The organism is Mycobacterium haemophilum DSM 44634 (assembly GCF_000340435.2).
Lineage (GTDB): Bacteria > Actinomycetota > Actinomycetes > Mycobacteriales > Mycobacteriaceae > Mycobacterium > Mycobacterium haemophilum.
Map to the genome: position 1 here is coordinate 3,921,264 of NZ_CP011883.2, position 19,305 is coordinate 3,940,568.

Annotated in this window: 16 protein-coding genes; 4 read left to right on the plus strand and 12 right to left on the minus strand. The window is 65.6% G+C overall.

The features are described from left to right. Window positions 1-171: 171 nt before the first annotated feature. Entirely contained in the window at window positions 172-1,698 is a 1,527-nt protein-coding gene (glpK, locus tag B586_RS18450; RefSeq protein WP_054879181.1) for a glycerol kinase GlpK, read from the minus strand. Window positions 1,699-1,822: 124 nt separating this feature from the next. Between glpK and B586_RS18455 the strand changes: the two genes are divergently transcribed. Then, window positions 1,823-3,295, plus strand: a complete 1,473-nt coding sequence (locus B586_RS18455) for a glutamate-cysteine ligase family protein (protein ID WP_054879180.1) — start codon at window positions 1,823-1,825, stop codon at window positions 3,293-3,295. Window positions 3,296-3,317: 22 nt separating this feature from the next. After that, a complete protein-coding gene (locus B586_RS18460; RefSeq protein WP_054879179.1) occupies window positions 3,318-4,004 on the plus strand; it encodes a class I SAM-dependent methyltransferase in 687 nt (228 codons plus the stop codon). Window positions 4,005-4,092: 88 nt separating this feature from the next. Here B586_RS18460 and egtE read toward each other — a convergent pair whose 3' ends face one another. The 8 genes from egtE to B586_RS18500 all read right to left on the minus strand — a co-directional run bounded on the left by egtE (window position 4,093) and on the right by B586_RS18500 (window position 11,855). Continuing rightward, entirely contained in the window at window positions 4,093-5,244 is a 1,152-nt protein-coding gene (egtE, locus tag B586_RS18465; RefSeq protein ID WP_054879178.1) for an ergothioneine biosynthesis PLP-dependent enzyme EgtE, read from the minus strand. Next, entirely contained in the window at window positions 5,241-6,206 is a 966-nt protein-coding gene (gene egtD, locus B586_RS18470) for an L-histidine N(alpha)-methyltransferase (protein WP_047316212.1), read from the minus strand. The genes egtE and egtD overlap by 4 nt, the downstream gene beginning before the upstream one ends. Continuing rightward, a complete protein-coding gene (gene egtC / locus B586_RS18475; RefSeq protein ID WP_054879177.1) occupies window positions 6,206-6,916 on the minus strand; it encodes an ergothioneine biosynthesis protein EgtC in 711 nt (236 codons plus the stop codon). The genes egtD and egtC overlap by 1 nt, the downstream gene beginning before the upstream one ends. Next, complete coding sequence (gene egtB / locus B586_RS18480) at window positions 6,916-8,211, minus strand: ergothioneine biosynthesis protein EgtB (protein WP_054880823.1); 1,296 nt, start codon at window positions 8,209-8,211, stop codon at window positions 6,916-6,918. The genes egtC and egtB overlap by 1 nt, the downstream gene beginning before the upstream one ends. Before the next feature lie 176 nt (window positions 8,212-8,387). After that, entirely contained in the window at window positions 8,388-9,707 is a 1,320-nt protein-coding gene (gene egtA / locus B586_RS18485) for an ergothioneine biosynthesis glutamate--cysteine ligase EgtA (RefSeq protein ID WP_054879176.1), read from the minus strand. Window positions 9,708-9,851: 144 nt separating this feature from the next. Next, a complete protein-coding gene (locus tag B586_RS18490; RefSeq protein WP_054880822.1) occupies window positions 9,852-10,499 on the minus strand; it encodes a sensor domain-containing protein in 648 nt (215 codons plus the stop codon). A gap of 393 nt (window positions 10,500-10,892) precedes the next feature. Then, a complete protein-coding gene (locus B586_RS18495; protein WP_054880821.1) occupies window positions 10,893-11,306 on the minus strand; it encodes a hypothetical protein in 414 nt (137 codons plus the stop codon). Between the two features lie 177 nt (window positions 11,307-11,483). Next, window positions 11,484-11,855, minus strand: a complete 372-nt coding sequence (locus B586_RS18500) for a hypothetical protein (protein ID WP_082607695.1) — start codon at window positions 11,853-11,855, stop codon at window positions 11,484-11,486. Window positions 11,856-12,199: 344 nt separating this feature from the next. On the opposite strand from B586_RS18500, the gene B586_RS18505 reads away from it, so the two are divergent. Further along, the gene (locus B586_RS18505; RefSeq protein ID WP_054879174.1) at window positions 12,200-13,636 is read left to right on the plus strand and encodes a flavin monoamine oxidase family protein; all 1,437 of its coding nucleotides are present in this window, start codon (window positions 12,200-12,202) and stop codon (window positions 13,634-13,636) included. An 8-nt stretch (window positions 13,637-13,644) separates the two neighbouring features. Here the strand turns inward: B586_RS18505 and B586_RS18510 are convergent, their stop codons facing one another. From B586_RS18510 to B586_RS18520, 3 genes are read right to left on the minus strand one after another with little or no spacing between them, the layout of a single operon-like run. Continuing rightward, window positions 13,645-14,793, minus strand: coding sequence for a DUF4185 domain-containing protein (locus B586_RS18510; protein WP_054879173.1), 1,149 nt, complete (start codon window positions 14,791-14,793; stop codon window positions 13,645-13,647). A 7-nt stretch (window positions 14,794-14,800) separates the two neighbouring features. Then, the gene (locus B586_RS18515) at window positions 14,801-15,856 is read right to left on the minus strand and encodes an aspartate-semialdehyde dehydrogenase (RefSeq protein ID WP_054879172.1); all 1,056 of its coding nucleotides are present in this window, start codon (window positions 15,854-15,856) and stop codon (window positions 14,801-14,803) included. Then, window positions 15,856-17,121: an aspartate kinase gene (locus B586_RS18520; RefSeq protein WP_047316205.1), complete on the minus strand. Its 1,266-nt coding sequence runs from the start codon at window positions 17,119-17,121 to the stop codon at window positions 15,856-15,858. Before B586_RS18520 ends, B586_RS18515 begins: the two co-directional genes overlap by 1 nt. A 315-nt stretch (window positions 17,122-17,436) precedes the next feature. Here B586_RS18520 and leuA point away from each other — a divergent pair, with 315 nt between their 5' ends. Next, the gene (gene leuA / locus B586_RS18525) at window positions 17,437-19,299 is read left to right on the plus strand and encodes a 2-isopropylmalate synthase (RefSeq protein ID WP_054879171.1); all 1,863 of its coding nucleotides are present in this window, start codon (window positions 17,437-17,439) and stop codon (window positions 19,297-19,299) included. Window positions 19,300-19,305 lie beyond the last annotated feature (6 nt).

Genomic DNA, 19,305 nt, shown 5'->3' on the forward strand with positions numbered 1-19,305 from the left:
GCTCGCGCCACTCGGCGGGCCGGGGAGCGGACGCTTCAACCAATGTTGATAAAGTTCTGCACCAACACAGTCGAGCGAACCAAATGCTTCACCCGCAACGGCGCGGGGCCGGAGGGGCCGGAAGTGGGGGCACCCGGAAGGGACCCCCACTTCCCGTCGGCAGGGATCAACTCAGGACACATCGACCCAATCCAGAGTCCGCTGCACGGCTTTACGCCAGCCCGCATACCCCGCTGCCCGCTTGTCCTCGTCCCACGTCGGCGTCCAACGCTTGTCCTCTTGCCAATTGGCCCGCAGGTCGGACGGGCTGGCCCAAAACCCGACCGCCAGACCCGCCGCATAGGCGGCGCCCAGCGCAGTGGTCTCGGCAACTACCGGGCGTACCACGTCCACACCCAGCACATCAGCCTGAATCTGCATGCATAGGTCGTTGCCGGTGATGCCGCCGTCGACCTTCAAAACCTCAAGGCGCACACCGGAATCTGCTGCCATCGCGTCCACCACGTCCCGACTTTGGTAGCAGATCGCTTCCAACGTCGCGCGGGCCAGGTGCGCGTTGGTGTTGAACCGTGATAGGCCCACGATGGCGCCTCGTGCATCGGATCGCCAATACGGGGCGAACAGCCCGGAGAATGCCGGTACAAAGTACACCCCACCGTTGTCGGCGACCTGACGGGCCAGCGATTCGCTTTGCGCAGCGCCGCTGATGATGCCCAGCTGATCACGTAACCACTGCACTGCTGAACCGGTCACCGCGATCGAACCCTCCAGCGCGTACACCGGTTTGGCATCCCCGAACTGGTAGCAGACGGTGGTCAGCAGGCCGTTGTCGGATCGCACGATCGCCTCACCGGTGTTAAGCAGCAAAAAATTGCCGGTGCCGTAGGTGTTTTTGGCTTCTCCCGCGTCCAGACACACCTGACCGACCATCGCCGCATGCTGGTCGCCCAGGACTCCGGTGATCGGCACTTCGCCACCGAGGGGTCCATCCGGCAACGTGACGCCGTAGGGCTGCAGCGGCGACGACGACGCGATCGCCGGCAGCATCGCCCGGGGGATGGAGAAGAACGACAACAGTTCGTCGTCCCAATCCAGCGTCTCTAAGTCCATCAGCATGGTCCGGCTGGCGTTCGTTACATCGGTGACGTGCACGCCGCCCCGCGGACCGCCGGTCAGATTCCACAACAGCCAGGTATCGGCGGTGCCGAAGAGCGCGTCACCGTTTTCAGCGGCGGCGCGCACCCCGTCGACGTTCTCTAAGATCCAGTGCAACTTCCCGCCGGAGAAATAGGTCGCCGGCGGCAGGCCGGCCTTGCGGCGGATCACGTCGCCGCGACCGTCTCGGTCCAGCGCGGCGGCGATGCGGTCGGTGCGGGTGTCCTGCCAGACGATCGCGTTGCAGTACGGCCGTCCGGTGCGCCGATTCCACACCAGGGTCGTCTCACGTTGGTTGGTAATTCCAAGCGCTGCAATATCTTTCGGTGCCAAATTGGTGGCGTTGAGCACCGACATCAGCACCGACGCGGTGCGCTCCCAAATCTCGACGGGATTGTGCTCGACCCAGCCGGCGCGGGGCAGGATCTGCTCGTGCTCAAGCTGGTGGCGGGCCACCTCGGCACCATTGTGATCGAAGATCATGCAACGGGTGCTGGTGGTGCCCTGGTCGATGGCGGCGATGAATTCAGCGAACTCGGCCAACTGCGCTCCTCCGGCGTGAACTGTGACACTTCATGTAATCGTCCATGATGGTCTACCCGGTCGATGAATCGGCAGCTAACCGGCGTACTTGCGTTACCGGCGGCAAACCTGTTGCATCGGCGGTGTGGGCGAAGAGGTCAAGCGCACCACGTATAACCGCACGCATCAGCTGGAATACCAGCGCAAGATGCAGCGGTGTTTGGACGTCTTCGAAACGATGCTTGCGCAGTGCCCGTTCGATACCGACCGGGCGCTCACCGGCATGGAGATTGAATGCAACCTTGTCGACGCTGACTACCAGCCCACCATGTCGAACCGGTACGTGCTGGACGCCATCAACGATCCCGCCTACCAAAGCGAATTAGGAGCTTACAACATCGAATTCAATGTTCCACCGCGGCCGCTGCCCGGACACACCAGCCTGGATCTGGAGGCCGAAGTACGCGCCAGCCTGAATGATGCTGAGACCAAGGCTAACTCCGGCGGTGCCCATATCGTCATGATCGGCATCTTGCCCACGCTGATGCCGGAACATCTGATCGACGGCTGGATGAGCGATTCAGCGCGGTATGCGGCCCTCAACGAGTCGATCTTCCGCGCCCGCGGCGAGGACATCCCCATCAACATTGCCGGTCCGGAGCCACTTGCCTGGCATACCGCCACCATCGCGCCCGAATCTGCGTGCACCAGCATGCAATTGCATTTGCAGGTAGCTCCGATGGATTTCGCTGCCCACTGGAACGCGGCTCAGGTGCTGGCCGGCCCGCAGCTGGCGCTGGGCGCCAACTCGCCCTACTTCTTCGCCCACCAACTGTGGGCCGAAACCCGTATCGAACTGTTCACGCAGTCCACCGACACCCGCCCCGCGGAACTCAAGACCCAGGGTGTGCGACCGCGAGTCTGGTTCGGCGAACGCTGGATCACCTCGATCCTTGACCTTTTCCAGGAGAACATTCGCTACTTCCCGTCCCTGCTGCCTGAGGTCTCCGACGAGGATCCAGTTGCCGAGCTGGCCGCCGGACGCACCCCGCATCTGTCCGAATTGCGTCTGCACAACGGCACTGTGTATCGGTGGAACCGACCGGTGTACGACGTTGTCGACGGACGCCCACATCTGCGATTGGAGAATCGGGTGTTGCCGGCGGGACCGACCATCGTTGACATGCTGGCGAATTCAGCCTTCTACTACGGCGCGCTACGCAGCATGTCCGAACAGGAGCGCCCACTGTGGACCAGGATGAGTTTCGCTGCGGCACAAGCAAATTTCGGCGAGGCGGCCCAAAACGGCATGGACGCCCAGCTACACTGGCCGGGATTGGGCGGTGTGACGGCACCGCAGTTGGTGTTGGGCACGTTGCTCCCGATGGCCGACGAAGGCTTGCGGCGGTGGGGGGTCGACGCCGACGTGCGCGACCGGTTCCTCGGCGTCATCGAGGGCCGCGCCAAGACCGGCCGCAATGGCGCACGCTGGCAGGTGTCCACGGTTCGGGCGCTTCAGGACGATGGGATGGCTCGGCCGGTGGCACTGGCCGAGATGCTGCGGCGGTACTGCGAGCACATGCACACCAACGAGCCGGTGCACATGTGGGACGCCTGAATGCGCGCGTAGGTTAGGAACCATGGCCAACGAGATCATGGATTGGGACAGCACCTACCGCGAACAGGGCGGCTTCGAGGGCCCACCGCCGTGGAACATCGGTGAGCCACAACCCGAACTGGCCGCGCTGATCGCCGAGGGCAAATTCCGCAGCGACGTGCTGGACGCTGGCTGCGGGTTCGCCGAGCTGTCGTTGGCGCTGGCCGCCGACGGCTACACCGTGGTCGGCATCGACCTCACGCCGACGGCCGTCGCCGCCGCCACCAAGGCGGCCGAGGAACGTGGATTGACCACAGCCAGCTTCGTGCAGGCCGACATCACTGAGTTCTCCGGCTATCCAGCCGGATCCGCCGGACGGTTCGCCACGGTGGTCGACAGCACGCTGTTTCACTCGCTGCCGGTGGAGGGCCGCGACGGCTACCTGCGCTCGGTGCACCGCGCGGCGGCCCCGGGCGCCAGCTACTACGTGCTGGTGTTCGCCAAGGGCGCCTTCCCCGCCGAGCTGGAAACCGGGCCCAACGAAGTCGACGAGGCCGAATTGCACGCCGCGGTGAGCAAATACTGGGAGATCGACGAGATTCGGCCTGCCTATATTCACGCCAATGTCCCCGAGATCGCCGGGGCGCCGTTCGAATTTCCGCCGCACGACCGCGACGAACAGGGCCGGATGAAGTTTCCCGCATACCTGCTGACAGCGCACAAAGCGTAACGTCTCGTCATCAAGCAATGAACCAAGGCGCTAGCGTATAGCCGGCCCGGGCGCGACATCTCCTTTTTCGCCGCGGTACTCCATAGCATTAGGTAGCCGCGGTTGCGCTCGCCAAAGCTTCGGCGAAGGAAACCAGGTCGTCGGCGGTGGTATCGGCGTGCGGCGAGATCCGCAACACCGGCGCCCTCAGCTGCAGCGGCGCTCGCTCCACTGAAGCGTAGGTGGTCAAAATCCGCCGTTCGGCGAGCAGCCATGCCCGCACCGCCTGCGGATCGGCACCCTCGTCCGGAGCCAGGGTGGTGATCGCGCTCGGCTCATCGACCTCCTCGACCACCCGCCACCCGCGCACATCAGCCAGCACCGTCCGACTGATGCCACCCAGCGCGGCCAGGTGTGCTCGCACGGTCGCCGGTCCGCACGCCAAATGTTCCCCCAGTGCTACCGAAAAACCCAATCGCGCAGCGACATTGGCCTCGCCGAGTTCGAGTTGCTGGGCCACCGTCAGATTCGTCGACGCCCACCCCGAGGCCGCAAGTCTCGGATGCAACCGCTGCATCAGCTCAGGACGCATCGCAAGGAAGCCCACACCGCGCGGCCCGGCGATCCACTTGCGCGACGACGCATAGGTCACATCCGCACCCACCGCGCAGTCCACCTGGCCTAGCGCTTGAGCGGCGTCTACGACCAGCGGTAATCCCAACTCGGCGCAGAGTTGCGCCATCATCGACAGCGGTTGCACGACACCGCTGTGGCTAGCCACCGCGGTCAGATGAACCAGATCAGGTGGGTCCGCGGCCAAGGCGAAAGCCGCGTCGTCGAGCGCCAACCTGCCGTCCGCGAGGGTGGGCAGCGGTCGGCGATCGAATCGGTGTGCGGCCATCATGGCCAGGTTGGGACCGTATTCGCCGGGCAGGCAGGCCAGCGTCCTTCGGTCCGCCGGTCCTGCCGGCCAGCTGCCAAGCAGCAAGTCCAGCGCGTGCAGCGAGCCGGTGGTGAACACCACTTCGGCGTCGGGCATGCCGCTCAATGCGGCGACCGCGGCCCGCCCGGCATCCAGCACCGGGGTGGCGGCCTCAGCGGCGACATACCCGCCGACTTCGGCCTCGAACCGCGCGTGTTGAGCGGTAGCGTCGAGGACCGCGAAACTCTGACGCGAGCAGGCCGCACTGTCCAAATGCAGCCCGGCGACCGGCGGGCGGGCCGCCCGCCATCGGTCGGGCAGCGAATCGGCACCGTTCACCTGATCGCTAACGACAGCCCAAAGTCGCCAGCGCTGTCAGTCCACCACCGGATGCGACGCATTCCCGCCGCAGCCAATTCGGCACCCACCCCGTCCGAGCGGAACTTGCAGGAAACTTCGGTGAGCATCTCCTCCTCGGCCGCGAAGTCGACGCTCAAGCCGAGCGCAGCGACGCGCACCCGCTGGCGCCGCTCGGCCCGCAGCCACATCTCGATGCGCTCGGCAGCGGTGTTCCAGCGCGCGACGTGCCGGTAGGCCTCGACGTCGAAATCGGCGTCGAGTTCCCGGTTGATCACCGCCAGCACATTGCGGTTGAACCGGGCGGTCACCCCGGCAGCGTCGTCGTAGGCACGCACCAGCCGAGCGGCGTCCTTGACCAGGTCGGTACCCAGCAGCAGACTGTCCCCTGGCCGCATGACCGCGGCTAAGGTTGCGAGGAACTCCGCGCGTGGTTCGGGCGTGAGGTTGCCGATCGTCGACCCCAAGAACACGAACATACGTCGCCCACCGGTGGGAATCTCGGCCAGATGTTCCTCGAAATCGCCGCAGACAGCGTTGATTTCGACGCCTGAGTACTCGTGTTGTATGGCGGTTGCGGCCGCCGACAGCATGCTGGCATCGACGTCGAACGGTACGAACCTACGCAGCGACCCGCGGTCACGCAGCGCGTCCAACAACAGCCTGGTCTTCTCCGACGTCCCGCTGCCCAGTTCCACCAAGGTGTCGGCGTGGCTGGCGGACGCGATTTCGGCTGATCGAGCACACAGGATCTCAGCTTCGGCGCGGGTCGGGTAATACTCGGGTAACCGGGTGATCTGGTCGAACAGATCGCTGCCCACCGAATCGTAGAACCACTTGGGCGGCAATGACTTCGGTGTCTTTTGCAGGCCGTCGAACACATCGCGACGCAACGCGTGATACGCCGATTCGGCGGCGAGGTGGTTGGCCAGCGATAGCGTCATCAAGATCCTTTCGGGTAATCTAGGGATGTCAATGTGACACCCTCCGCGGTGACTTCGACGAAGTGGCGGTCCGGCACGTCCTCCCAGTCGTAGACGTCGTCATACGGCTCGCTGGCCAGCACCACACCGTCGTCACGGCGCAGAATGGACAACGTGTCACCCCAGACGGTGGCCAACAGACGAGACCCATTGGCGGCCAACACGTTAAGTCGGGCATCCGGGTCGGCAGCAGCGATCTGCACGACGGTTTCGCCCAGCATGTCGAGCCCACGCGCGAATATGGTGGCCGCGAGTATCGCGCTGTCGCAAACCGATTCGGCGGACGAGCTAAGCGGCAGCACAGCACGGTCGACAACACCGTTGTGCGACAACAACCAATGGCCGTCAGTGAAGGGCGCGGTTGCGCTGGCTTCAATCGGCATGCCTACGGTCGCCGAGCGCACCGCGGCCACCACACAGTGACTGCGCAGCGCGGGCGCTATCGAGTCGAACGACACGTCGGCCCACAACGGCGCAGAGCTGCGCCAACGACGGGGAACCTGGCAGTCCGAAAAGCCGTCGAAAAACCCGACACCCCACCCGTCGGCGTTCATCAGCCCATGCTTTTGCCGACGCGGAGCATAGGACTGCACCCGAAGACTGTGCGGCGGGTCTAACACCAACGACGACACCGTGGCCTGCGCTCCCAGCCACCCCAAGTGACGGCACATCAAACGTCCCACGCCAACCGGAGACCGCAGAAGATCTGGCGGCGAACCGGGTGATCCCAGTTGCGGAAGCTGGGCCGCAGGATGGCAGGCTCCACGGCCCAGGATCCACCCCGCAGCACCCGATAGTCGCCGTCGAAGAACGGCTGCGAGTAACGCTCATAGATCATCGGAACAAACCCCGGCCAGGGCCGCAGCGGCGAGCTTGTCCACTCCCAGACATCGCCCAGCATCTGCTCGACCCCGTAAGCCGACGCTCCGGCCGGGTAGGCGCCGACCGGCGCCGGACGCAGCGCGCTGCCACCCAGGTTGGCGTGCGCTTCCGTCGGCTCCTCGACCCCCCACGGGTAGCGACGCCGGGTGTTCGTCGCCGGATCCCACGCACAGGCCTTCTCCCACTCCGTCTCGGTGGGCAGCCGCGCGCCGGCCCAGGCTGCGTAGGCCTCGGCTTCAAAGTAGGAGACATGCTGCACCGGCTCGTCAGCCGGAATGTCTTCGACATAGCCAAACCGGATGCGGGTGCACCCGTCGGAACTCCAGAATTGCGGCGCGGTCAGGCCCGCACACTGACGGTGCTGCCAGCCCCGCGCCGACCACCATCGCGCGTCGGCGTAGCCGCCGTCGTCGATGAAGTGTTGCCATTCGCCGTTGCTGACCGGAAACCGACCAATCCGGAACGCCGGTACGTCGACGACGTGGGCGGGACGCTCATTGTCCAACGAATACGGTTCGCTGGCGGCGTCGACGCCCAACACGAACGGGCCGGCGGGTACGGGCACCGACGTTCCGACCATTCCACGCCGCCCGGCAGGCAGGGCGGACGTGTCGGGCAACAGCGCCGCCCCGGTGCGCAGATTCAATGCCTGCAGCATGGTTTCGTCGTGTTGGTTTTCGTGGCTGACCACCATGCCGAACACGAAGGCCGCCTCGTCGCCAGCGGGGTCGTCAGGTAGGGCATCGAGGGCATCCAGAGCAGCGGACCGCACGGTGCGGCAATAGGACCGCGCCCGCTCCGGAGACAGCAGCGGTAATTCGACACGACTGACCCGGGAATGCTTGAAGGCGTCGTAGAGGCCCTCGACAGCTGGCGGCAATATCCCGGGCCGATTCGGGTCACCGCCTCGCAGTAGCCAAAGCTCCTCCTGCTGACCGATGTGCGCCAGGTCCCACACCAGTGGGCTCATCAACGGGTCGTACTGCCGGCAAAGTTCGGCGTCGTCGAAATCGACTAGCCGCAACGTCCGCAGCCGCGCGCGAGTCAGATCGTCGGCGAGCTGCCCCCGGCATGACGATCGCAAGCGCGGCGCAGCCGGGTGCAGCGGGTCGGAATCATCAGCGCATGACGATCGCAAGCGCGGCGCAGCCGGGCGCAGCGGGTCGGAATCATCAGCGCATGACGATCGCAAGCGCGGCGCAGCCGGGCGCTGGGGGTACCGCCCGCTTGCGGGGGACGGGTCGGAATCATCAGCGAACGTCACAGGCCCCCTTGGGTCGACCGCGCGGCCTCCGCGACCGTAGCCGCGATGCCGTGCTTGATTACCCGCTCGGAAAAGTCGTCCCCGGGACAGCGGCCCCGCTCGACCCTGCAGACCAGCCGCTCCATCGCGTCGCTGAGCTCCGCCGGCGCGTTTGCGGCGGCGACGGCCACACACCGGTTGGCCGCCGCGTACAGCCGCCGGTCACGCAGACCGACCCGGGCCGCGGTGTCCCAGGCGGTGGCCACCGGTTCAACGGCTTCAGCCGCGATGTCGGTGGCGGCCGGGTCGTCGAGCAGCGCCACCAGCGTGAACACCAGGGCGGGCCAGAAGGCATCCGGCGCGCTATCGAGGTAGCGAATTTCCAGCCACTGCCGTGGACGGACCGGTGGGAACAGAGTAGTCAGGTGATAGTCCAGGTCGGCGAGGGTCGGACGGCGGCCGCCGAGCAGGACCAAGCCGTCCGCCCAGTCGGCGAAGGCCACATAGTGCGTGACCGCGGTAAGGTCCGGGGCGTCCAGGTTGTGCACCAGCATCACCGGCGCCTTGAGGGCATAGCGCGCCCAGTCGGTGCCGGGGTCATCGCCGCTGGCCCCCAGGATGGGTCCGCAGCGTGCGGAGTCCATCTGGCCCCACACCCGCTGCCGGGTGGAGACCCAACCAGAGAATTCCCCGCCGAGCATCGGGGAGTTGGCGGCGATCGCGATCATGGTGGGCCCCAGGGCGTGCGCCAGCCACACCCGCGCCGCCCATCCGGCTTGCGGCCCGGCGTCCACGTTGACCTGGACCGAGGCGGTCGACGTCATCATCGCCGCACCCGCCACCCCAGAGTCGCTGGCAGCGAAGAACTGTTCCATCGCCCGGTAACGCGCCCCCGGGTTAACGCGCTCGGCCGGCCGCAACGGGTCCGCGCCCAGGAAAACCAGCCCCAGCCCGGCGTCGGCAAAAGCCGACCGCAGCACCGCCTGGTCGCGGTGCATCGCGTCGATGGCAGGTAGCACGCCGTCGGCCGGCGGGCCAGACAGCTCGACGGCGCCACCGGGTTCGACGCTGACCATGCTGCCGCCCGGCAGCGGGCTAAGCCACTGCAAAACCTCAGTAATTTCGTCCCAGCCCGGCCGGCGCTGCGGATCGGCCGGGTCGTAGCAGTGCGCCTCCATTTCCAGACCCACCCGTCCCAGCGGCGCATCGACCAGACAGCCGTCGGCAATGTACTGCGCGGCAGCCGAGCAACTGGCCAGCTCGACACTGTTCTTCTCTGAGGCCGAGCAGGCGGCGTCTAGCTGCGAAGCCGCGGCCGTGATGGCAGCGAACGTCATATCACGATCCCTCCGGGCCCGAGCAAATCTCGCGGACCGCTTGTTACGCAGCTATCGGAACGATAGCCGCCACCCCTTCATCATGCAGACCGCCCCGACATATTCCCGTTGCCGCGCCCTTTCGTGGCACGGCGTACACCCGAGCTATTGACCCAGCGCGTTCTGCATCGCGCCGGCCAGCACGTTGACCGCGGGACCAGCGTTGCCAGATTGGCAAACCTTCGCCTGCAGCAACACGTTTTCGCGCAGCCGGGTTTGCACGAAACACCGACGATCGGTTCCTGCTTCCTGCTTGGTCCAATTCGCGTCGGTATCGGTCGGCGCGCCACCTTCGAACGACCAGACCTGGGTTGTCCCGTTATCCAGGTGCATCGCGGTGGTCTGTCCCGAGCAACCCACGGTTCGGTCCACGACCCGATGGAAGGCCCGGGCCGCGGCGTCGTTGGTGGCAAATACCCCGACCGCCTGCTTGACGAAGTGGGTCTGGTCGTTCGCCGACGTCTGGGCAATGGCTCCGTTGAACGACGCTAAGTCAGGGTCGTTGTACACCTCGGGCAGCCCGATGTCCGCCCAGTTGTTGCATACCGGCAGGTCGACCGAGTACGTCTGCGACGGCTCGGTGAACACCGACTCCCACCCCATGGGTCCACCGACGATATTGCCCACCGAGCCCTTGCCGAGGACCGCGTAAGACACCACTCCCGGGTCGGAGGGGTGGGCGCCTGCGATCGGTATCCCCAGCGCAGCCCCCACGCCCAGACCGACACCCATCGCCGCGGCGGATATCCGCATCGCCCGGTTCACTGGCCGCCGGTCGCTGTGGATTCTATGGTGTAACCGACTTCGACTGTCATGGGTCTCGATCATGCCAGCCTGACGCTGCGCGGTGAATGTCGGCAGGAGCTGCCGTCCTTAGCAGCGCGCGACAGGTCGGCCTGGGGACCGCCGTGAGAGTTGGGCGTCTAGGGCAGGCTGGCCGGATTCACGGAAATCCCGAAGCGGCATGGTAATTCACCGTTCCGTGACGCGTCCGCTAGCTTTCGAAGGCTCGAATATAGGTGGGCATCAAGTACTTTCAGTGCGATGCCGTGCCGCCGCACCCAGCCAAGATGCCGGGCCGGCAGTTGCGTGAGGCCCCGATTCTGGAATTAGTTAAGAAAGTTCGACATCCCGTCCGGGTACCCGCTAGGGCCGTGCGGGCGAAGTGCTAGAAGGCGTGGTCGTCGGCAACTGACCGGGACCACCCGGACCAAAGACCGGGCCAACCGGACCGCCAAAGAACGGGGGAGCAATCCCGGGACCACCCGGCGCCCAATACTGCCCCGGCCCGACACCCGGACCGGGCGGTCCCCAGGGCTTGAAGATGCCGTGGTCATGGCGGTAATGGCAGGGGTGGTGAGACCCCGCGATCACCGCGCCCGAGAAGAATACGACCGCGAGGATGAACACTATCCCGGCGACGATCACCACCCACGCCGCGGCCGTGTACAGCCGGCTCGGTTTGACCTGCAGCGCCACTGGCGGCGGCAGTGGTGGTGGCGGTGGCGGGGCTGCGGCGGCGGGAGTCGGTTGGTTCGTTGGTTCTGGTGTTTCGCTCATTTCTTGAATATCGTCCAGGCCCGCGACCGAGGGAACAAGATCCGGCAACAAACTTGCTGTGAATTGCGGCGTTGGAGTCGGTGGCAGCTGACAAACGTGCAGCCCGGCGCTCACCCGAGCGCCGGGCTTGTGGTTGTGGCTGCTGGCCCGCGAAGGGCTTCGAACTCCCCCGTTACCTTACGGAGCGGTCGTCGCCGACGAAGCGACCGACGACGGCACCTGACCGGGCGCGCCGGGACGCAACGGGGTAAGCCCACCGCCCGGGGTGGCCGCAGGGCCGCCGATCGGAGCCCTCGGGTGGATGACCATCGCGTGTTGCTTGTGGTGACCGTGGTGGAAGCCGCCGTGGTGGCCGGCATGCCGTCCAAGGCTATAGCCGCTAAAGAAAATGACCGCGACGATGAACACGATGCCGGCGACAATGGCGACCCAGGCCGCGGCCTGGAAGACCTTGGGGGTCTTGTATGGCGCCGCCTCCGCTGCAGGAGGCGGCGTTGCTATTGCGGTGGCAGTAGTTGGGGTTTCAGATGTTTCACTCATGAGACGCATGATGCCGGGGTAAACAATAGTCACGGCTTTGCGTTACTTAGGTAGAAGCTGTGAGCCCTGGCACAACCGCCAGAGCGGCAGCGCTGCCGGGACGTCGGGTACCGAAATTGAGCTGTCCGATTTGCGATAGTGGACGATGTGCCCGCACAAGCATGGGGTAACGCTGATTGTCGAAAGTCTGGCCCGTCGCAGCAGACCTCAAGCCGGAGGCCCGTAGCTCTCCTTAGTGAGGTTCTGATGCGCCACATAAGCCGTGCGGGCTGGGGTATTTTGCCCGCGGAGGTGGTGCTATGCCGGCGGCGTCTGGTCCGGCGGTCAGTTGCCATGGCGCGTAAGCGGCCACAGTGAGTCATCGAAAGCTGCCGGCCGGAGCGGCCGGGCTGGGGCTCACAGCCGCGTCCGGGGCCGTGAGCGGCTGCGGCCGACAAGCCGATATCCGCACGGCCGACGTGATCGTGGTCGGCGCAGGCCTGTCCGGGCTGTGTTCGGCGCGTGAGCTGATCCGACAGGGCATAGACACGCTGGTGTTGGAAGCTCGTGACCGGGTCGGTGGTCGAATGGTCCGCAAGCCTGTTATCGACGGCGGGTGGATCGATCTTGGCGGTCAATGGATCGGGCCCACGCAAAGCGGTATTCTCTCGCTCGCCGAGTCCCTGGGCGTCACTCATTTCGATCACCACGATGCGGGGCACACCGTCGTCTGTTACAACGGCGCCTTGTCGACCGTCGATCGTGACTTGCCACCGACCGAAGCCTCACCGGCAATCTCGGCTGCCGAAGTCGCTGAAGCCAACCGGGTTTGGCATCAGTTCCTCGCCCTGACCGCGACGGTGAACGTCGAGCGTCCCTGGCTCACGTCAGACGCCGCCGCGTTGGACGCCCAAACCGTCAGCAGCTGGCTCGCCACCACCACGACATCTCCGTTTGCCCGATTTTGTGTCGCCAACTGGACACTCAGCCAAGAGGGGGCCGACCCCGGCGCGGTATCTCTGTTGTTTGCTCTCGCTTCTTACGCGGCCGGCCCTAGCGACGAAAAGCCCGAACAGTGGCTCTTTCATGGCGCGGCCGGTCAAATTCCCGAGCGCCTCGCCGACGAACTCGGTGACCGCATACGCCTTGAACAACCCGTTCTGCGAATCGTGCAGGACACCGGCGGGGCGACCGTCACGACTACCGCGGGCGACTACCGAGCAGACTGCGTGATAGTCGCGATTCCTCCCCATTTGGCCGGCGTAATTGATTACAGCCCTCCCCTGCCCGCCCGTCGTATCCAATTCACTCAACGAGCCCCCATGGGCTCGGTAATCAAATACGCCGCCGTGTATCCGACCGCCTGGTGGCGCGCGAAAGGGCTCAGCGGCGCATCGGTGAGTGATCGCATCGTCGTGCAAACAGCCGACAGCTCACCGCCTAGCGGCACACCGGGGATCTTGACGAGCTTCGTCATCGGTCCCGCTGCGATCGGCTTGGCCAATCAATCCGGCGATGACACCCGTAAACAGACAGTGCTCTCGGAGCTAGTCACGTACTTCGGCGACGAGGCGATGCATCCGGTCCAATTCATCGAAACGAATTGGGCTAGTGAAAAATGGACCGGAGGAGCGTTCAACGCTGTACTCGGCCCCAAGACACTCACCACTTGCGGCCCCGCCATGACCGAATCTGTGAGCCGGATTCACTGGGCTGGTACCGAAATGTCCCGCAAATGGACCGGCTATTTCGAAGGGGCGGTCCAGGCCGGATACGCCGCAGCTGATGCGGTGCTGGGACGCGCAACTTAGGCGCCTGCTCAGGGTTTGAACGGGTTGACCGCGAATTGGATCACCCGGTACGGCGCACTCACCCGCGCACGGGTGTCCCATTGGCTGACGAAGATCCGCAGCTCATCGAGGGTGGAGCCGGGTGAGATGTACCCGCCATACGGTTGGGCGAGCCGATTGTCGTACGGAGGCGGCAGGCTTTCCGCCGGATCAGGCCACTCGTCGTGTTGCACCACCGTGGTCACCGGCGCGGTGCCCAGCAACGTCGGGTTGGCGGCAACCCGGACCTCCATGTTGCCGGTGGTGGCGTTGAAATAGGACAGCACGGCCTGGCCGTCGATCTGCCTGATGCACATCTCGCCGACCTGGTCGGGCCACAGCGGCGTCGGTGGCTTGTTCCAACCGCCATCGGGTCCAGCCGCCCAACCCTGCCACCGGGACCGGTCGGTGAACGTTTGCGGTGTGACCCGGAAAAGCTGCGCGGGATCTCTGCGGGTGAAACTGTTGGCCACGATGTACACCCACCCGCTCGGCGAGTCCGGGGTGGGGACCGGGTCGTAGTACCCGCTGATCTGGGTCTGCCGGCCGTCCTGGTAGGTCGCGGCGCGTCGGGACCCAGGGACGGTCTGCCAGTTGCCACGCGCGGGCTCGGCCGTGACCAGCCGGGAGTCCTGTGGCTCCAGGTCTTTGGTCGTGGTCACCATCAGGTAGTTGCGCCGGTTGATCTGCACCACGCCGGCAGGCAGCTGCGAGTCTCCCGGCGGTGTGGGGTCGGCCAGCAACGGCTTGTTCACACCGGTGACGCCGGTGTAGCGCACCCCGGTCGGGTCGTCGACCGACGCCGTGTCCACGTGCAGCGCGACCGGTGAGTACCAGCCACCGAACCCGACCCCCTGGCCGGCGAAGCTGTCGCCGCAAACCTGCAAAAGCTTGGTGGGGAACTCGATGAACTCGCACAGGTCGGTGGCGCCGATGCCGTAGTCACCGGTGCGGGTTCCGGTGCCCGCCGTCGGACCGATCCGCAGCACTTGACCCGGCATCAGCGGCTGCAGAATCGGCGCTGGGGCCGGCGCGGGTGGATCGGCGTGCGCTGTCCAAGAAGCAACCCAAAACGCCTGTACGACACACAAACACAACGCGGCGTGCAACGAGCACCGCGCGACCCGGGCGGAACTCACCCGTGGATCACAGTTGCGTGGCTAGCAACTCGGCGATCTGGATCGTATTGAGCGCCGCGCCTTTGCGCAGGTTGTCGCCGGAGACGAACAGTGCCAGGCCACGCCCGTCGGGTACCCCCGGGTCACGCCTAATGCGGCCGACCAGTGATTCGTCGACACCGGCGGCGGCTAGCGGCGTCGGCACATCGACCAGCTTCACGCCCGGAGCGCCGTTCAGCAAGTCACGGGCCCGCTGCGGCGACAGCGGCCGGGCGAATTCGGCGTTGATCGACAGCGAGTGCCCAGTGAACACCGGAACCCGGACGCAGGTACCGCTGACCGCCAGGTCGGGAATGCCCAGGATCTTGCGGCTCTCAAAGCGCAGCTTCTGGTCCTCGTCTGTCTCGCCCGAGCCGTCGTCGGCCAGTGATCCGGCCAGGGGCACCACGTTGAAGGCGATCGGCGCTACATACTTGCTGGGCGCGGGGAATTGCACGGCACCACCGTCGTGTACCAGTTGCTCGGCACCGTCGATGACCGCACGCGCCTGGGCGGCGAGCTCGGCCACCCCAGACAGGCCGCTGCCGGAAACCGCTTGATACGACGACACCACGATCCGCACCAGCTGAGCTTCGTCGTGCAGCACCTTGAGCACCGGCATCGCGGCCATGGTGGTGCAGTTCGGGTTGGCGATGATGCCCTTGGGGAGCGGGAAAGCGTCTCGCACATCCCTGTCGTAGTTCACCTCCGACACCACCAGCGGCACTTGCACGTCCTTGCGCCACGCCGACGAGTTGTCGATCACCGTCACTCCGGCGGCGGCGAAGCGCGGCGCCTGCACCCGAGACATGGATGCGCCGGCAGAGAACAACGCGATGTCCAGGCCGGTGGGGTCGGCCGTCTCGGCGTCTTCCACCTCGATCTCTTGGCCGCGGAAGGCCAACTTGCGCCCCTGCGACCGGGCTGAGGCAAAAAAACGCACGGATTCGGCCGGGAAGTCGCGCTGGTCGAGCAGCGTGCGCATCACCTGGCCGACTTGGCCGGTGGCACCCACGACCCCGATTGCCAAACCTTTGCTACCCATTACCGCCCCGTCCCCGCGTACACGGTCGCCTCGTCCTCGCCGCCGAGCCCGAACGCCTCATGCAACGCCACGACGGCCTTGTCTAGTTCGGTGTCGCGGCACAGCACCGAGATCCGGATTTCCGAGGTGGAGATGAGCTCGATGTTGACCCCAACTGCAGCCAGCGCCTCGCAGAAGGTCGCCGTGACCCCGGGGTGGCTGCGCATACCGGCCCCGATCAACGACACCTTGCCGATGTGGTCGTCGTAAAGCAGCTGGGTGAAGCCGATCTCGTCTTTGAGCGAGTCCAGCTTGGCCACCGCGGTGGGCCCGCTGTCGCGGGAGCAGGTGAAGGTGATGTCGGTCTTGCCGTCTTCGACCTTGGAGACGTTCTGCAGCACCATGTCGATGTTCACGTCGGCGTCGGCCACGGCGCGGAACACCTTGGCCGCGTAACCCGGGATGTCGGGTATCCCGACGATGGTCACCTTGGCCTCGCTGCGATCGTGCGCGACTCCGGTCAGGATGGGGTCTTCCATAGGTATGTCCTTGATCGATCCGACGACGACGGTGCCTGGTTTGTCCGCATACGACGACCGGACGTGCACCGGAATGTTGTGGCGGCGTGCGTATTCCACGCAGCGCAGCATCAGCACCTTGGCGCCGCAAGCCGCCATCTCGAGCATCTCCTCGAAGGTCACGGTGTCGAGCTTGCGGGCGTTGTGCACGATCCGGGGGTCGGCGCTGAAGATGCCGTCCACGTCGGTGTAGATCTCGCAGACGTCGGCGCCTAATGCCGCGGCCATGGCGATTGCGGTGGTGTCCGAGCCGCCGCGGCCCAGCGTAGTGACATCGCGGGTGTCTTGGCTGACGCCCTGGAATCCGGCGACCAAGACGATCCGCCCTTCGTCGAGCGCGGACTGCAGCCGGGTCGGGGTGACGTCGATGATCTTGGCGTTGCCGTGGGTGCCGGTGGTGATGACACCAGCTTGCGAGCCGGTGAACGAGCGGGCCTGGGCGCCGAGTGATTCGATCGCCATGGCCACCAGCGCATTGGAGATGCGCTCCCCCGCGGTCAGCAGCATATCCAGCTCGCGGGCTGGCGGCGCCGGGCATACCTGCTGCGCCAGGTCTAGCAGGTCGTCGGTGGTGTCGCCCATCGCGGAAACCACCACAACGATGTCGTTGCCCTGCTTTTTGGCCTCGACGATGCGCTCGGCAACGCGGCGAATCCGATCGGCGTCGGCCACCGAGGATCCGCCGTACTTCTGCACGACGAGCGCCACTGTTGCTCTTTCCTGCTTGGCGATGGGTCCACAACAGAATACGTGCCTGCACATCTCGATTTTCTGGGCGATGCCCGGGCGTCGAGCGTGGGCCCTACGTCCCGAAACCGCGCGGAATTCGTCCTTAAGCCCCACGCTCGGCGGCATAGAACCGTGCCGTTTTGGCCGGGGCGTCGACCGCGGTAGAGTTCACGGCATGCAGCGGGTGCTCCTCCTCGGACGCCGCGACGGGGTCTGATCCAGACCGGCTTCCCGTCGCGGGAGTTCGCGACGCGCCGGTCTGAGGTTCCTTCTCACATACCCGGAGCAACTACCGTGACTAATCCTGATTCACCCGACGCCTATCAGTCAGCACGCACCATCGTGAAACCCGCCGGCACACCCACGCCGGGCCAGCCCGCGTGGAACCCTCAACGAGGTTCCACAATGCCGGTCAGCCGGTACCGGCCGTTCGCCCAGGAAGTCGAGCCCATCCGGGTCGCCGACCGCACCTGGCCCGACCGCGTGATCGATCGCGCGCCGCTGTGGTGCGCGGTGGATCTGCGGGACGGCAACCAGGCGCTGATCGACCCGATGAGCCCAGCCCGCAAACGCCGTATGTTCGACCTGCTGGTTCGCATGGGCTACAAGGAGATCGAGGTCGGGTTCCCGTCCGCCAGCCAAACCGACTTCGACTTCGTCCGCGAGATCATCACTGGCGGCGCTATTCCGGACGACGTCACCATCCAGGTGCTGACCCAATGCCGACCGGAACTGATTGAACGCACCTTCGAGGCCTGCGAGGGCGCGTCGCGGGTGATCGTGCACTTCTACAACTCAACGTCAATTCTGCAGCGTCGCGTGGTTTTTCGTGCCGACCAAGCCGCGGTGCAGGCCATCGCGACCGACGGTGCGCGTAAGTGTATCGAAGAGGCGGCCAAGTACCCGGGCACGCAGTGGCGGTTCGAGTATTCACCGGAGTCCTATACCGGGACGGAGCTGGAATACGCCAAACAGGTGTGCGACGCCGTCGGCGAAGTCATTCAACCGACGCCGGAAAACCCGATCATCTTCAACCTGCCTGCCACCGTGGAGATGGCCACCCCCAATGTCTACGCCGACTCGATCGAGTGGATGAGCCGCAATCTGGCCAACCGCAAGTCCGTCATCCTGAGCCTGCATCCACACAACGATCGCGGAACCGCCGTCGCTGCAGCAGAATTGGGCTTTTCTGCCGGTGCCGACCGGATCGAGGGCTGCCTGTTCGGCAACGGGGAACGCACCGGCAACGTGTGCCTGGTAACGCTGGGGCTGAACCTGTTTTCCCGCGGTGTGGACCCCCAGATCGACTTCTCCAACATCGACGAGATCCGGCGAACGGTAGAGTACTGCAACCAGCTGCGGGTGCACGAACGTCACCCCTACGGCGGAGACCTGGTCTACACCGCGTTCTCCGGCAGCCATCAGGATGCCATCAACAAGGGCCTGGACCAGATGAAGATCGATGCGGACGCCGCCAACTCCGATGTCGACGACATCCTGTGGCAGGTGCCGTACCTGCCGATCGACCCGCGCGACGTCGGCCGTACCTACGAGGCGGTGATCCGGGTCAACTCGCAGTCCGGTAAGGGCGGGGTGGCTTACATCATGAAGGCCGACCACGGCCTGGAACTGCCGCGACGGCTGCAGATCGAGTTTTCTCAAGTAATCCAGAAAATCAGTGAAGGCGACGGAGGCGAGGTCACACCCAAGGAGATGTGGGACGCGTTCTCCGAGGAGTACCTCGCACCAGTGCGACCGCTGGAGCGCATAAAGCAGCGAGTCAATGCCGCAGAGGAAGACGGCGGCAGCACCAGCATTGCCGCGACCGTCAAGATCAACGGCGAAGAGACCGAGATCAGCGGGGTCGGCAACGGCCCACTAGCCGCTTTCATCGACGCGCTGGGCCACGTCGGCTTCCAGGTGTCCGTTCTGGATTATTCTGAGCACGCGATGAGCGCCGGCGACGACGCGCAGGCCGCTGCTTACGTTGAGGCGTCGGTAGCCGTGCCGATCGCAAGCGCGGCGGAGCCGGGCGAAGCGGGTCAGCGCGCAGGCAGCGAGCGCCGTACGGTGTGGGGCGTGGGCATTGCGCCGTCGATCACCACGGCGTCGCTGCGTGCCGTCGTCTCAGCGGTCAACCGGGCAATGCGCGGCTAGCATCGG

Bases quoted from the DNA above. Each gene is read 5' to 3' on its own strand.
- B586_RS18515 (WP_054879172.1), bottom strand. From the start codon at position 15,856: ATGGGTAGCAAAGGTTTGGCAATCGGGGTCGTGGGTGCCACCGGCCAA.
- B586_RS18495 (WP_054880821.1), bottom strand. From the start codon at position 11,306: ATGAGCGAAACACCAGAACCAACGAACCAACCGACTCCCGCCGCCGCA.
- B586_RS18500 (WP_082607695.1), bottom strand. From the start codon at position 11,855: ATGCGTCTCATGAGTGAAACATCTGAAACCCCAACTACTGCCACCGCA.
- B586_RS18490 (WP_054880822.1), bottom strand. From the start codon at position 10,499: ATGCGGATATCCGCCGCGGCGATGGGTGTCGGTCTGGGCGTGGGGGCT.
- egtC (WP_054879177.1), bottom strand. From the start codon at position 6,916: ATGTGCCGTCACTTGGGGTGGCTGGGAGCGCAGGCCACGGTGTCGTCG.
- egtA (WP_054879176.1), bottom strand. From the start codon at position 9,707: ATGACGTTCGCTGCCATCACGGCCGCGGCTTCGCAGCTAGACGCCGCC.
- B586_RS18460 (WP_054879179.1), top strand. From the start codon at position 3,318: ATGGCCAACGAGATCATGGATTGGGACAGCACCTACCGCGAACAGGGC.
- egtD (WP_047316212.1), bottom strand. From the start codon at position 6,206: ATGACGCTATCGCTGGCCAACCACCTCGCCGCCGAATCGGCGTATCAC.